The organism is Asprobacillus argus (assembly GCF_032248395.1).
GTDB classification, from domain to species: domain Bacteria; phylum Bacteroidota; class Bacteroidia; order Flavobacteriales; family Flavobacteriaceae; genus Polaribacter; species Polaribacter argus.
In genome coordinates this window covers 260,118-273,591 of record NZ_JAVTTO010000001.1, presented here as the reverse complement: position 1 = coordinate 273,591, position 13,474 = coordinate 260,118, and the positions used below count along the sequence as shown (strand labels likewise).

The window sequence follows — 13,474 nt, the reverse complement described above, 5'->3', positions numbered from 1 at the left end:
TTAAAAGGATGAGCTTAAAAAGTAAATTACATAATTTAAAAGAGAAGTACAAAGGTACTAAGATGGCTCCTGCATTTAATGCGATCCATACCTTTTTGTACTTACCAAATGAGGTTACTCATGGAGGAACTCATATTAAAGCAGCAGACGACTTAAAGCGTACGATGAACATCGTAATCATGTCTTTGATTCCTTGTTTGTTATTTGGAATGTTCAATGCAGGATATCAACATTATGCAGCCATAGATGCTGCTAAAGGAATTGCCACAGAGTTTTCTGTTATGGGTAGTTTCCTAACCTGGGATAACTTATGGATTGGTATTATTAAAGTATTACCACTCGTGGTTGTTTCCTATGGAGTAGGATTGTTAGTAGAGTTTATCTTTGCAGTAATTAAAGGCCATGAAGTAGAAGAAGGATACTTAGTAACCGGAATGTTGGTGCCTTTGATCGTGCCAGTAGATACGCCATTATGGATGTTAGCCGTAGCGGTTGTTTTTGGTGTAGTGATCGGGAAAGAAGTGTTTGGAGGAACAGGAATGAATATCTTAAATCCGGCTTTAACTATTAGAGCCTTTTTATTCTTTGCCTATCCAACTTGGATGAGTGGAGATAAAGTTTGGGTCTATGATGCCGTAAATAGAGTGGGAACACCTGATGCTATTTCTGGAGAAACCATTTTAGGCAGCTATGCTCAGAATCAAGAAATTGTATATTCAAATTGGGATAAATTCTTTGGATTCATTCCAGGATCTATAGGAGAGACGTCTACCTTTTTAATTTTGTTAGGAGCGGCCTTTTTAATTTTTACCAAGATTGGAAGTTGGAGAATTATCGTATCAACATTTGTTGGAGCAGCAGTAATGGGATTCATTTTCAATCAAGTTGTTGCAGCAGATATTATTACGGAGTCTAGTAAATTTTATGGGTTAATGAGTACAGTATGGTGGGAACACTTACTTATCGGAGGTTTAGCCTTTGGTGCGGTGTTTATGGCAACGGATCCAGTTACAGCATCACAAACCAATAGAGGAAAATGGATCTATGGTTTCTTAATCGGGTTTATATCGATTATGATCCGTGTGTTCAATCCAGCATATCCAGAAGGAGTATTCTTAGCCATTCTATTAATGAATGTCTTTGCTCCAACCATTGACCATTATGTGGTACAAGGAAATGTAAAGAGAAGAAAGAAACGTTTAAAAGCTAAAACTGCCTAATTATGTCTAAAAGAACAGATAGTAATATATATACAATATTTTTCGCGATAGTGATGGTATTGGTGGTAGGCTCTTTATTGGCATTTATGGCATCATCCTTAAAGCCAAATATTGACGAAAACAAAAGGATAGAAAAACAACAGAATATTCTGTATGCAATGGGTGTCAATGAAAATGAAGGAAACAGTGCTACTTTTATTTCTACAGATAAAGTAGGAGATGAGTTTGCGAAATACATCAAAAAGCAATTGGTGATCGAAGGTGATAAAGTTACCGAAGATGATCAGGCATATTTAATTGATGTAAAGAAAGAAAAAGCAAAAGCAAAGGATGGCGGAGTAAGAAGATTGCCATTATTTGTTGGAGAGAAAGATGGTAAAACATTTTATGTAGCACCGATTAGAGGAAAAGGTCTTTGGGATGCCATTTGGGGCTATGTAGCCATGGATGCTAATATGGTAGTTCAGGGAGCATATTTTGATCATAAAGGAGAAACTCCTGGTTTAGGGGCAAATATCAAGCAACGTTTCTTTATGGATGACTTTACAGGTGAACATTTATTAGATACTTCAGGGAACTTTCAAGGAATTAGAGTTGCCAAAGGAAACAATGACGCAATTAACACAGATAAGAAGGATCATGAAGTAGATGCAATAGCTGGAGCTACTATTACAGGTGATGGCGTTTCTGCGATGATCAAATCTGATTTAAGATTGTATGTACCTTATTTCAAAACTTTAAAAACGAATTAATATGGGACTTTTATCAAAAAAAGATACGAAATTAATCACCGACCCATTAGCAGATAATAACCCAATTACGATACAGGTATTAGGTATTTGTTCTGCTTTGGCAATTACAGCTGAGCTACAGGCGTCTATCGTAATGTCTATTTCGGTATTATTCGTTTTAGGTTTAGGAAACGTAGTGATCTCACTAATGAGAAACATCATTCCATCAAAAATTAGAATTATCGTACAGCTAATTGTAGTGGCAACCTTGGTAATTATTGTAGACCTAGTACTAAAAGCTTTTGCTTATGAACTAAGTAAAACATTATCTGTATTTGTCGGATTGATTATTACCAACTGTATCATCATGGGACGTTTTGAAGCATTTGCTTTAGGAAACGGACCATGGAGATCGTTCTTAGACGGAATTGGAAATGCACTAGGATATGCTGTGATATTGATCATTGTAGGATTCTTTAGAGAATTATTAGGATCAGGAACTTTACTGGGTATTCAAGTATTGGGAGACCCTATCGGAACTCCTGAGAGTGGACCAACGGGATTATACGCATTAGGTTATGAAAACAACGGATTTATGTTACTATCTCCAATGGCTTTAATTGTAGTTGGAATTATTATCTGGGTACAACGTAGTAAGAACAAAGCATTAATAGAAGAACACTAGAATATCATGGAACATATTGAATTATTTTTTAAATCGATTTTTATAGATAATATGGTATTTGCTACATTCTTAGGAATGTGTTCTTATCTGGCAGTATCTAAAAAAGTATCTACAGCAGTAGGTCTAGGAGCCGCAGTCATCTTTGTACTAGCGGTAACAGTACCTTTAAACTGGCTGTTAGATCAATATATATTAAAAGAAGGAGCATTGGTTTGGTTAGGGCCAGAATATGCAGAATATGACTTAAGTTTTTTATCATTTATCATGTTTATTGCAACCATTGCAACCATGGTACAATTGGTAGAAATCATCGTAGAGAAATTTTCTCCTTCGCTGTATAACTCGTTGGGTATTTTCTTACCACTAATTGCGGTAAACTGTGCTATCTTAGGAGGGTCTTTATTTATGCAATCTCGTGAGATCGCGACTCTAGGCTTGGCGCTAAATTATGGAGTTGGTTCAGGTATTGGATGGTTTTTGGCAATTTTAGCGATTGCGGCTATTCGCGAAAAGATTAGGTACTCAAGCGTGCCTCCTGCTTTAAGAGGGTTAGGGATCACATTTATCATTACTGGTTTAATGGCTATCGGATTTATGAGTTTTGGAGGAATGTTAACCGGTGGTGATGACGAGAAAAAAGAAGATAAAACAATTGTCACTTCGAGCGTAGTGGAGAAGTCAGAACCTGTAAAAGAAGATGCAAAAGATGTGGACGTAGCAGAAAAGAAAGAAGAAGTAGCAGAAATCACTAAAGAAATAGAAGAGTAAGATGATAGCATTAGCAGCAAGCACAACAGGAACTATTTTAGCAACCGTAGCAGCTTTTTTACTGATTACATTGTTATTGGTCGCATTACTATTATTTGTAAAACAAAAGCTTTCCCCTTCAGGACCCGTAACCATTACAATTAATGGGGAGAAAAAGGTGGAAGTAGCTTCAGGAAGTACGTTATTGACAACACTTGGAAACGAAAAGATCTTTTTACCATCGGCTTGTGGTGGTGGTGGATCTTGTGTTCAGTGTGAATGTCACGTAAATTCTGGAGGAGGAGAAGCATTACCTACGGAAACACCGCATTTTACACGTAAAGAACTAAAAGACGGAATTCGATTGGCATGTCAGGTAAAAGTAAAGCAAGACATGGATATTTCTATTCCAGAAGAAGTATTCGGAATTAAGAAATGGGAAGCTACCGTAGTGCGTAATTACAACGTGGCATCATTCATTAAAGAATTTGTAGTAGAGATTCCAGAAGATATGGGATATAAAGCTGGAGGATATATTCAGATTGAAATCCCAAACTGTGAAATCAAATATTCAGATATAGATATTACAGCACACCCTGAAGAGCATGATACACCAGATAAATTCCAGGCAGAATGGGATAAGTTCGGGTTATGGCCTTTAGTGATGAAAAATAATGATATAGTAGAGCGTGCGTATTCTATGGCTTCTTACCCTGCAGAAGGAAGAGAAATCATGTTAAATGTACGTATTGCAACACCGCCATGGGATCGTGCTAAAAACGGTTGGATGGATGTAAATCCAGGAGTAGCATCATCTTATATTTTTGCGCAAAAACCGGGAGATAAAGTAACCATCTCAGGACCTTATGGAGAGTTCTTTATTAATGAGTCGGATGCTGAGATGTTATATGTGGGTGGAGGAGCAGGTATGGCTCCAATGCGTTCGCACTTATATCACTTATTCAGAACCTTAAAAACAGGTAGAAAAGTAACCTACTGGTACGGAGGGCGTTCTAAAAGAGAACTATTCTATTTAGAGCATTTCTATCAATTAGAAAAAGACTTTCCAAACTTTAAATTTTACCTGGCATTATCTGAACCTTTAGAAGAAGATAATTGGAAAATTAAAGACGGAATCGACGGAGAAGGTGATGGATTCGTAGGATTTATTCACAACTGTGTAATCGATAACTATTTAAATCATCATGAGTCACCAGAAGATATTGAATTGTATTTCTGTGGACCTCCATTAATGAACAATGCTGTTCAGAAAATGGGTGAAGACTTTGGAATCCCAGATGAGAATATCAGATTTGATGACTTTGGAGGATAAAAAGTGAAGTGTCATTAAGTGGCAATATTTATAAGACATAAAAGCCGATACTAATAGTATCGGCTTTTATGTTTAGTTTTGTTTCAATGAAGCTTCTTTTTTGCTATATCTGTATTCTTTTTATGGGGATCATGCCAATAGCAGATGAAGGGGTATCCATAACGTCTAATATGAATGGGTTTAATCTTATAGGAAACCCATATCCATTATGTATTCCGGCAAGCCCGAAGATACAGCAACAGGGTTTTAGTAAAATTAAAGATAAGAGCTCTTATTCATTAATCTTTTTATGCACACTTGAAAACCCTTACCGTACTGTTTTTCCTTATTCAATATTTGTAAGCCCTTCTAATGATTAATTATATGGGCTTGTTTTATGGAAATTTGCTAAGCGATAAAATTTTAAAGCCAAGAATATGTGTCTTTATGACATAAACTAATGTGTTTAGGACTTTTTTTTCTCCAAATTAAACAATATACTTTCATTTGTATAAGTAAGAGCATAAGTGTATGTGTTAAGTGAACCATAATATAGAGTAAGCCCTCAATTACCAGACCTTGACACTACACTTTTTAAAACAAAAATGCACCGTAAAATCTTTTTACGGTTTGTGGTTAATAATTTTTCCGGGGGGTTAGTATTTTAACCACATACCGATACAGCAATGTATCGGTTTTTTTATGACTACGTGTCAGCACGTATATATCCATCTAAACAATCGTATAGATTTGTCTATATGAGGGCGCTATTTTATTTTATACTATTTACTGAAACTTCAATATTCATTATATGTGTCTTGATGCTTATTGTGGGAATTGGGTTACGCCATTTATCACTACATAATAGAAAATATGCCGAACGCATTGCTATAATACTGGAGAAGGAAAGACATAAAAGAGCAACTTTGCAAAAGGAACTCAATGAGTCGAGACGTCAAATGAAAGCACTAGTAGCAGACAATAATATGCGTTTACTTTTTAAGAAGCAATTACTAGAACAACTAAAAGAAGATCATAGCCTTAGTATATCGCCAGAAGTAAATAGTTATACCCGCGGTTTGATCTTGAAAATGAAGTTGCAAATTGCCACCGAGAATAAACTGTCATCAGTGCAAAAAAAAGTACATAGACTGAATACCGAATTTCAAAGTAAAATTGTTGAATTGTATCCTAGTATTACAAAAAATGAGCGAGAAGTATGCTCGTTGTTACGGTTGAATTTATCTATAAAGGAAGTTGCATCTATTAGAAATACAACTATAGGGTCTGTAAAGATAATTCGTCACAGAATACGTAAGAAAATGGATGTTCCAGAAGGTGAAATACTGGAAGATTTTGTACAAAGTTTATGATTTTTTGCCGATTTACGTAGTACTACGTACGCCATGGGTTGTGTTATGATCTACTTTTGAACCAGTAAAAGAGTATAAATGAAAACGAGAGAATAATGAAAAGGTGTCCGTCTTGTAGATCTAAATCCAGATTGAGAGTCAAAAGACAATTTCTGTTGAAGTTTTTTCCAAAGAACCGTAGTTATATATGTTATAATTGTGGTGCTAAGTATATTTGGATGGCCATGCTGAATAGATCTTTTGTAATTAAAAAAGGGCATTATAGAGTAAAAGAAAGTGTAGACAGTAAATTGTGGTATTTGAATACAGAAAAAAAAATAGTTTGATTGTTAATTAGATATCGATTTAGATATTAAAAACCTCATGAAAAAGAATTTCCCCCAGTATTTTAACTATTTCCTCAATTGTATTCATTGTTAAGAGTTCTTTGAATTCATTTGTAAGTTAAAATCTAAGTGCCAAGGTGATTATCACATGCTGCGCCCTTTAACTATCAGCACTTGGCACTTTTCAAGAAATTTATAGTAAACTATTCCCATATAGTTTAGATTGGTTAATAAGTACTATCCGGGGGGTTAGATGTTTAACCGTGAAAGCCAGCAAATTTGCTGGCTTTTTTTATTGTAATACGTATGATTTAGTTCTTTTTATATGTTTTTAGAAAGGCTTGAATTTTTGGATGCCCATATCTTATTGCATAGTCCAGGGCAGTTTTTCCCTCAACCGATACAGTATTCATATCTGCACCTTTTTCTAACAAATATTCAGCCATATTTAAATGCCCATATTTCACCGCGTACATTAGTGGTGTTTTATCGAAGCATGCTAATTCTAAATTGACTCCTTTTTGTACAAAATACTTTAAGGAAGTAAATGAATTGTTTTCAATGCTGAGAGATACTAAACTAATAGGGTAAGATTCTCTCATCTTAAAACAAGTATTTAAGTCGGAAGTAACAATGTTATCTAAAGCGACAGTATCACCATTTATAATAGCCGTTAAAACTCCTTCAGGAAGTTCTGTAGTAAAATCAATTTGTGTACCTTTTATATAATCCGAAATAAGGACTATTAGCCTTTTTGATCGTTCCATTAGGTAATCATTCCCAGTATGATTTACTTTTAATAGCCCTTTCATTAAAGAAACCCTGTTAGCGAACTTTTGTACGGCGGGATCATTTTTACTTTTTGAAAAGAAAGAAAGGTCTAAAGGATCTAATTGAGCACTCCAGTTTCCTTTAAAAATGAAACCTTCAATAAGGGAATTCAAATCTATATTATCTGTAAATGCTTCATCTTTGAGTTGATTGATAATGGTATTGTTGTTTTTATGAGTATCTGAAAAACTCTCACTGTCGTTATAATATTCCAGTAGTGCAAAGCGCAAAGCATCTGATTTGATAAAATTAATCTTTCCAGATGATTTCATGTCCTCAAAGACAATACTGTTGCCGTCAAATTGATGGGTATATTGGGAACGTGCAATCGTTTTTCCAATAAATGTAGGAGTGTAAACATTTATAGTAGGATCTTTAAAGGGCATTAGAATATTTGTGTAAGCATCAAATGTTATAGAATCTCTTTTTAGTAAACCTTTTAACTCGATAATATCTCGTTCCAAATTAGCAACAATCCCATTAAGATACTGTAGTTCTATTTTTTTATTCTGCTTGTCATCTTTCCAAGTATTTAATTGTAACGCAATCAAAATACCAATCACTACCAAGATAATCTCACCAACAGCATAAAGTAAATACTTAGAAAATTTATTTTCGGATAGTGTTTTTTGGCGAATCCGCCTAAAGAATTTAATCATAAGAATGGTTAGGTTAGTTAAACTATTAGTATAATAATTGTTACAAGTGTTACAAAAGTCTGACTTCGTTAAAGTTACAATTTTTTCCTTAGGCTCGTAATTTGCGTCCGCAACTTAAAATTCTTAGATTCGTTTTACTAAACTAACTACATGGGCTGGGTTTCCTATTTGATCATTTTACTTATTGTGGTCGCTGTTGTAAGTATTTTGTTATACTTTTTTCAGGAACGCTTTCTATTTCATCCAGAAAAATTACCTAAGGATTTTCAGTTTCAATATGAAAACCAGCAGGTAGATGAGTATAATCTGGAGCTAGAAGATGGTGTTATTATTAATGGACTACATTTTAAAACAGAACGCCCCAAGGGCTTGGTTTATTACTTAAAAGGGAACTCAAAAAGTATTAAAGGTTGGGGAAAGTTTGCTGTGGATTTCACACTTCATGGCTACGACGTAATAATGATCGATTATCGAGGGTTTGGTAAAAGCACAGGAAAGCTGAGTCAAGATAGTATGAAAAAAGATGCTTTGTATGTGTATGATCGATTGAAAGAAAAGGTGAGAGAGGAACATATTATTGTATATGGTCGTTCTTTAGGGACTGGGTTAGCCACTAAAGTAGCTTCCATGAATGAGCCAAAGGCTTTGGTACTAGCTTGCCCGTATTTTAGTATGTCTAAAAATGTGAAGCGGTATTTGCCTTTAATACCACTTGGCTTAGTAATGCGCTATCGAATGCCTACGTATAAATGGATGAAATATGTAGATTGCCCGATTAATATTATTCACGGCACTAATGATAAGGTGATCCGATTTAGTTCAAGTTTACGATTGTCAAAATTAAAACCTGATTCGACAAAATTGTATCCAATTATTGGAGGAGGGCATAAGGATCTTCACAATTTTGAAAGTTATCATCGCGCTTTAGGCGAAATCCTTACTTCAAAAAGGAGGGCAGAAGTTGATAGAGAGAATACAAGTATCGATTTTATTCGAACAAAAAAGAAGAAGAAATGATCAAAAAAATAATGGCTACGCTAGCTGTTATTGTGGCCGTAGTACTTATATTGCTCTATATGTTTCAAGATAAGATCATTTTTCAATCAGAACCACTTGCAAAAAACTATGTGTATTCTTTTGCACAAGAATTTGAAGAGGTAAATTTGAAAACAAATGATGGTGAAACCATTAATGCCTTACACTTCAAAGTAAAAGAGCCAAAAGGGATCATACTGTTCTTTCATGGAAATAAAGGAAACTTAAGTAGATGGGGAAATCTGGTTGCATATCTGGAAGCATACCAATACGATGTCTTTGTAATGGACTATCGCAATTATGGAAAGAGTACAGGGTCTTATAATGAAAAGGCAATGTACAATGATGCATTAATGGCCTACGAATATGTAAAAAAACAATTTCCCGATGAGCAAATAGTCGTCTATGGACGCTCCTTGGGTTGTACTTTTGCCACTAAAGTAGCAACTAAAAAGAGCCCTAAACATGTGATCCTCGAAGCACCTTTTTACAATATGAAAAAAGGAGTACGGTTTTATTCGAAACTGGCGCCAACATTTATTATCAAATACAAGTTTGAAACCAATAAAGATATACCCAAAGTAACCAGCCCTATCACTTTTTTTCATGGTGATGCAGATATTGTTACTTCGTTTGAAGATTCAAAAGATCTATTTAACCTGGCTATTTCCCAAAAAGATTTTGTTGTGATTCCTGAGGGGACACACCACAACCTTAAAGACTTTGCCATTTATAAGAAAAGATTGTCTGAAATCCTTTCTGTCATTCCGACAGAACTATCGTTTTGAAATACATAAAGCGATAGTGACGAGGAATCTCAAAACTAGATTTCTCAATCGAAGTTGACCTTCTCATTTCGAAATGACAACTTACATACTTTTCTTATCTCTTTTACCGTTATCTAAACATGAGAAAGAAACTACTCATTGTTTTATTGTTGTTTTCTGCTGGGTTATTTGCCTTCGTTCAACTAAATAAAAAGGCAAAAGTATATGCCCATACAATCACCAGTGTTTTTAGTGAACCTAAGTATATACATAAAAAAGGAAATACTATTAAGGATAGGGTACTTGTTCCTGAAGGGTATACGAGAACTGAATATCCAGAAGGTAGTTTTCAATCATTTATTCAGAACTATCCTTTAAAAGCTTCTGGAGCTAAGGTGATCAATTACGATACATCTCCTTACTTTTATCAATCTGGTCATATCGGTGTTCTAGAACTATCTGTTCCTAAAAATGGATTACAGCAATGCGCAGATGCACTGATTCGTTTACGATCTGAATATCTTTGGAAAACCAATCAAAAAAATAAAATTGGATTTGAATTTACGAGCGGTCATTATTGCTCGTGGTCAAAATATGCACAAGGGTATCGACCGAAAATACGAGGTAATAAAGTGTCGTTTCACAAAATAGCACAACCAGATCATTCGAAACGTAACTTCTATCGATTTTTAAATCTGATCTATGCCTATTCTGGTACGTTGTCTCTATATAATGAACTACCTAAAGTAACTTCTTCCAAAGATTTAAAAATAGGAGATATGCTAGTGCGACCAGGAACACCTGGACATATTGTAATGATTGTAGATGAGATAAAAGATATACGCGGTAATAAACTATTTGTCTTGGCACAAGGAAACACTCCCGCTCAGAGTGTACATATGTTGAAAAACCTTTCAAATACCAGGATGAGTCCATGGTACGAACTTCCAAGAAGATCCTTTATTGAAATTCCTGGATACTACTTTGAAAACTCGAAGTTTATTCGGTTTAAAGATTAGAAAGCCTACCTTTGTCAAAATTTTTGGAATGACCACTTTTGACGATCTAGACCTATCCAATCAACTCCGAAATAGCATTGAAGAGATGGGATTTACACACCCAACACCAATTCAGGAAGAAGCATTTTCTGTAGTACGATCTGGAAAGGATGTTGTAGGTATAGCACAAACGGGTACTGGGAAAACTTTTGCTTATATGATTCCGATACTTCGTGATTTAAAGTTTTCTAAGCAAAGTACGCCAAGAGTTTTAGTCTTAGTGCCTACACGCGAATTGGTATTACAAGTAGTAAGTGAAATTGAAAAATTAGCAACTTATATTAATGTACGTGTGTTAGGTGTTTATGGAGGAACCAATATTAATACGCAAAAACAAGCCGTGGCTCAAGGTCAAGATATTATTGTAGCTACTCCAGGACGCTTGTATGATTTAGCATTGAGTAATGTGCTAAAACTAAAGTCTATTCAAAAATTGGTAATCGACGAAGTAGATGTTATGCTAGATCTAGGGTTCCGTTTTCAACTCTTGAATATTTTTGATTTATTACCAAAAGCACGACAAAATGTGATGTTTTCGGCAACCATGACTCAAGATGTTGATGAGCTCATATTTGATTTTTTTAGATCGCCACAAAAAGTATCAATTGCGGTGAGTGGAACACCGTTGGATAACATAGCGCAAACTTCATATAACGTTCAGAACTTCTATACAAAGGTGAATTTATTGAATCATCTTTTAAAAGATAAAGAAACCTTTAGTAAAGTATTGGTCTTTGTATCTAATAAAAGAAGAGCCGATCTATTATTTAACGCTGTAGAGGAAGTATATGGTTCTGAAACCTGCGTGATTCATTCTAATAAAACTCAGAATTATCGTATTCGTTCTATTCGTCAGTTTGATGAGGGAAGTAATCGGATTTTGGTTGCTACAGATGTAATGGCACGTGGATTGGATTTAGATGAGATTTCACACGTGATCAATTTTGATACACCTCATTTTCCGGAAAATTATATGCATCGAATTGGTAGAACGGGTAGAGCAGAACATGAGGGGAAAACTATCTTGTTTTCAACAGAAAAAGAACAAGAGGCGAAAGAAAGAATTGAAAACCTCATGGATTATGTGATCCCGATGATAGCGTTTCCAGAAACGGTTGAAGTTTCTAAGCAGTTAACTGAAGAAGAACGCCCTAAGGAGGATAGAGAGATTTCAAAGAACAGGACTTCACAAGAGTATATTCCAGGGCCAGCATTTCATGAGAAAAAGGAAAAGAACAAAAAGACCAATCAAGGTGGCTCATATCGTAGAGAAATAGCGAAGAAATATAAAAAGCCAAAGACAAGGGGGGATAAGAATTATAACAGACGAAACAAGAAGAAATAAGATGCGTGTATTGACGGAGCAGGAGTTGCACAATCTTGCCATGAACATTGTTGGAAAGAAGCTGGAACAAATGGGTTATGAATTTCAAGCGATCAATAGTCAGTTAAAACGACACCCTCAATTTGTACTTTTTAAAAAAGGAGAGCCTACCATTTTTGTATTGGTGAAAGCGACAAAAAACATTCAGAATCCAGAAGAATACGATGTCCTATGGATGGAAACATTTAAAGAACATGCCAAAAAACAAAACGCTAAAGTCTGGTTCGCTGGAGTAGGAATCGCAAATGCAGAAAGTACAGATCTGCCCGTTTTTAAAGACCAACCGTATTACGTGGCTTTTGACGATTTTGTAAAAATTATTCCATAAAAAAAGCGCCACTTTTAAGTGGCGCTTTTTTTAATATATATATCTAATACTTAATCAACTTTCGTTTCTAAAAGATCAAAGAATTGTCCAATCTTTGGCATAATAATAATCTTTGTTCTTCTATTCTTTGCTTTATTTTCTGGTGTGTCATTTTCAGCAATAGGAACATAACTACTTCTACCAGCAGCAATTAATCTACCTGGTTTTACACCATACTTATATTGTAATATTCTTGTAATTGCAGTAGCTCTTTTAGCAGAGAGGTCCCAGTTATCTTGAATGATATCATTTTTGATTGGTGTAGAATCTGTATGTCCTTCGATCATTACTTCCATTTCTGGTTGTCCTTTTACCACAGTAGCTACTTTTTCTAATACCTTGTATGCTTTGTCTGTTACATTATAACTTCCACTCTTGAATAATAATTTATCAGAAATGGATATAAATACTACCGTTTTTTCAACATTGATTTCAATATCTTCATCATCGATACCTTCTTTTAATTCTTTCTTTAAATGAAAGGCAACTACCAAGTTCAATGAATCTTTTTTAGAGGCAGCAGATCGAATTCTATTGATATACCTGTCTTTTTTACTCAATTGAGCTAAGGTTTCTTTAATGTTGTCATTTGCACCTTTGGTAAGTACCGTTAAGTTGTCAACATATTCTAGTGTCTTTTCCTTGTCTTTCTTCAATTCAGAAATGGTATTATCTAAACCAGAGATCTGATTTTGATATTTTTCTTTTTCAATTAAACATTTTGTCAAGCTATTTTTTACAGCAACTAACTCGTTCTGCGCTTTTTTATGTCTTGCTTCTAAATTGGCATAATCTTTTTTAGAAACACAAGAAGCCGTAAGTATAACGGTTACAGCTAATAGTACTAGTTTCCTCATTTTATAAGTAATTAAATTAAGAGAGTTACAAAGTTAAAAAAATGTGCGTATAAAAATAGGGATTAACAATAATTTGTGAGCATTTTGTGAGAACTTTAAATACTATCTTTGCTTTGTAAAAT

Annotated in this window: 14 protein-coding genes; 12 read left to right on the top strand and 2 right to left on the bottom strand. The window is 34.7% G+C overall.

Features of this window, described 5'->3' with window-relative positions; all coding sequences use genetic code 11:
* The first annotated feature begins 8 nt into the window (after positions 1–8).
* The 7 genes from RQM59_RS01240 to RQM59_RS01210 all read left to right on the top strand — a co-directional run bounded on the left by RQM59_RS01240 (position 9) and on the right by RQM59_RS01210 (position 6,068).
* A complete protein-coding gene (locus RQM59_RS01240; protein ID WP_349240237.1) occupies positions 9–1,220 on the top strand; it encodes an NADH:ubiquinone reductase (Na(+)-transporting) subunit B in 1,212 nt (403 codons plus the stop codon).
* 2 nt (positions 1,221–1,222) lie between these two features.
* Positions 1,223–1,972: a Na(+)-translocating NADH-quinone reductase subunit C gene (locus tag RQM59_RS01235; RefSeq protein ID WP_349240236.1), complete on the top strand. Its 750-nt coding sequence runs from the start codon at positions 1,223–1,225 to the stop codon at positions 1,970–1,972.
* Position 1,973: 1 nt separating this feature from the next.
* Positions 1,974–2,636 carry an NADH:ubiquinone reductase (Na(+)-transporting) subunit D gene (locus tag RQM59_RS01230; protein ID WP_349240235.1) on the top strand — a complete coding sequence of 221 codons (663 nt, stop codon included), beginning with the start codon at positions 1,974–1,976 and terminating at the stop codon, positions 2,634–2,636.
* Between the two features lie 6 nt (positions 2,637–2,642).
* Positions 2,643–3,404 carry an NADH:ubiquinone reductase (Na(+)-transporting) subunit E gene (gene nqrE / locus RQM59_RS01225; protein WP_349240234.1) on the top strand — a complete coding sequence of 254 codons (762 nt, stop codon included), beginning with the start codon at positions 2,643–2,645 and terminating at the stop codon, positions 3,402–3,404.
* Between the two features lie 4 nt (positions 3,405–3,408).
* Entirely contained in the window at positions 3,409–4,716 is a 1,308-nt protein-coding gene (gene nqrF, locus RQM59_RS01220; protein WP_349240782.1) for an NADH:ubiquinone reductase (Na(+)-transporting) subunit F, read from the top strand.
* Positions 4,717–4,802: 86 nt separating this feature from the next.
* The gene (locus tag RQM59_RS01215) at positions 4,803–5,075 is read left to right on the top strand and encodes a hypothetical protein (protein ID WP_349240233.1); all 273 of its coding nucleotides are present in this window, start codon (positions 4,803–4,805) and stop codon (positions 5,073–5,075) included.
* A gap of 438 nt (positions 5,076–5,513) precedes the next feature.
* Positions 5,514–6,068, top strand: coding sequence for a helix-turn-helix transcriptional regulator (locus RQM59_RS01210; RefSeq protein WP_349240232.1), 555 nt, complete (start codon positions 5,514–5,516; stop codon positions 6,066–6,068).
* 637 nt (positions 6,069–6,705) lie between these two features.
* Here the strand turns inward: RQM59_RS01210 and RQM59_RS01205 are convergent.
* Entirely contained in the window at positions 6,706–7,884 is a 1,179-nt protein-coding gene (locus RQM59_RS01205; protein WP_349240231.1) for an ankyrin repeat domain-containing protein, read from the bottom strand.
* 150 nt (positions 7,885–8,034) lie between these two features.
* Between RQM59_RS01205 and RQM59_RS01200 the strand changes: the two genes are divergently transcribed.
* The 5 genes from RQM59_RS01200 (at position 8,035) to RQM59_RS01180 (ending at position 12,456) form a co-directional block, all read left to right on the top strand.
* The gene (locus RQM59_RS01200; RefSeq protein WP_349240230.1) at positions 8,035–8,901 is read left to right on the top strand and encodes an alpha/beta hydrolase; all 867 of its coding nucleotides are present in this window, start codon (positions 8,035–8,037) and stop codon (positions 8,899–8,901) included.
* On the top strand, positions 8,898–9,707 hold the full coding sequence (locus RQM59_RS01195; RefSeq protein WP_349240229.1) for an alpha/beta hydrolase: 810 nt from the start codon (positions 8,898–8,900) through the stop codon (positions 9,705–9,707). Before RQM59_RS01200 ends, RQM59_RS01195 begins: the two co-directional genes overlap by 4 nt.
* Before the next feature lie 119 nt (positions 9,708–9,826).
* Entirely contained in the window at positions 9,827–10,705 is an 879-nt protein-coding gene (locus RQM59_RS01190; RefSeq protein WP_349240228.1) for a DUF4846 domain-containing protein, read from the top strand.
* 28 nt (positions 10,706–10,733) lie between these two features.
* On the top strand, positions 10,734–12,089 hold the full coding sequence (locus RQM59_RS01185; protein WP_349240227.1) for a DEAD/DEAH box helicase: 1,356 nt from the start codon (positions 10,734–10,736) through the stop codon (positions 12,087–12,089).
* A 1-nt stretch (position 12,090) separates the two neighbouring features.
* Complete coding sequence (locus RQM59_RS01180) at positions 12,091–12,456, top strand: DUF8840 domain-containing protein (protein ID WP_349240226.1); 366 nt, start codon at positions 12,091–12,093, stop codon at positions 12,454–12,456.
* A gap of 50 nt (positions 12,457–12,506) precedes the next feature.
* Here the strand turns inward: RQM59_RS01180 and RQM59_RS01175 are convergent, their stop codons facing one another.
* Positions 12,507–13,352 carry an OmpA family protein gene (locus tag RQM59_RS01175; RefSeq protein ID WP_349240225.1) on the bottom strand — a complete coding sequence of 282 codons (846 nt, stop codon included), beginning with the start codon at positions 13,350–13,352 and terminating at the stop codon, positions 12,507–12,509.
* Between the last annotated feature and the right edge of the window lie 122 nt (positions 13,353–13,474).

Excerpts from the sequence above, each read along its gene's own strand:
- RQM59_RS01195 (WP_349240229.1), top strand. The coding sequence starts at position 8,898 with ATGATCAAAAAAATAATGGCTACGCTAGCTGTTATTGTGGCCGTAGTA.
- RQM59_RS01230 (WP_349240235.1), top strand. The coding sequence starts at position 1,974 with ATGGGACTTTTATCAAAAAAAGATACGAAATTAATCACCGACCCATTA.
- RQM59_RS01185 (WP_349240227.1), top strand. The coding sequence starts at position 10,734 with ATGACCACTTTTGACGATCTAGACCTATCCAATCAACTCCGAAATAGC.
- RQM59_RS01180 (WP_349240226.1), top strand. The coding sequence starts at position 12,091 with ATGCGTGTATTGACGGAGCAGGAGTTGCACAATCTTGCCATGAACATT.
- RQM59_RS01200 (WP_349240230.1), top strand. The coding sequence starts at position 8,035 with ATGGGCTGGGTTTCCTATTTGATCATTTTACTTATTGTGGTCGCTGTT.
- RQM59_RS01240 (WP_349240237.1), top strand. The coding sequence starts at position 9 with ATGAGCTTAAAAAGTAAATTACATAATTTAAAAGAGAAGTACAAAGGT.
- RQM59_RS01190 (WP_349240228.1), top strand. The coding sequence starts at position 9,827 with ATGAGAAAGAAACTACTCATTGTTTTATTGTTGTTTTCTGCTGGGTTA.
- RQM59_RS01235 (WP_349240236.1), top strand. The coding sequence starts at position 1,223 with ATGTCTAAAAGAACAGATAGTAATATATATACAATATTTTTCGCGATA.
- RQM59_RS01175 (WP_349240225.1), bottom strand. The coding sequence starts at position 13,352 with ATGAGGAAACTAGTACTATTAGCTGTAACCGTTATACTTACGGCTTCT.
- RQM59_RS01215 (WP_349240233.1), top strand. The coding sequence starts at position 4,803 with ATGAAGCTTCTTTTTTGCTATATCTGTATTCTTTTTATGGGGATCATG.
- RQM59_RS01205 (WP_349240231.1), bottom strand. The coding sequence starts at position 7,884 with ATGATTAAATTCTTTAGGCGGATTCGCCAAAAAACACTATCCGAAAAT.
- nqrE (WP_349240234.1), top strand. The coding sequence starts at position 2,643 with ATGGAACATATTGAATTATTTTTTAAATCGATTTTTATAGATAATATG.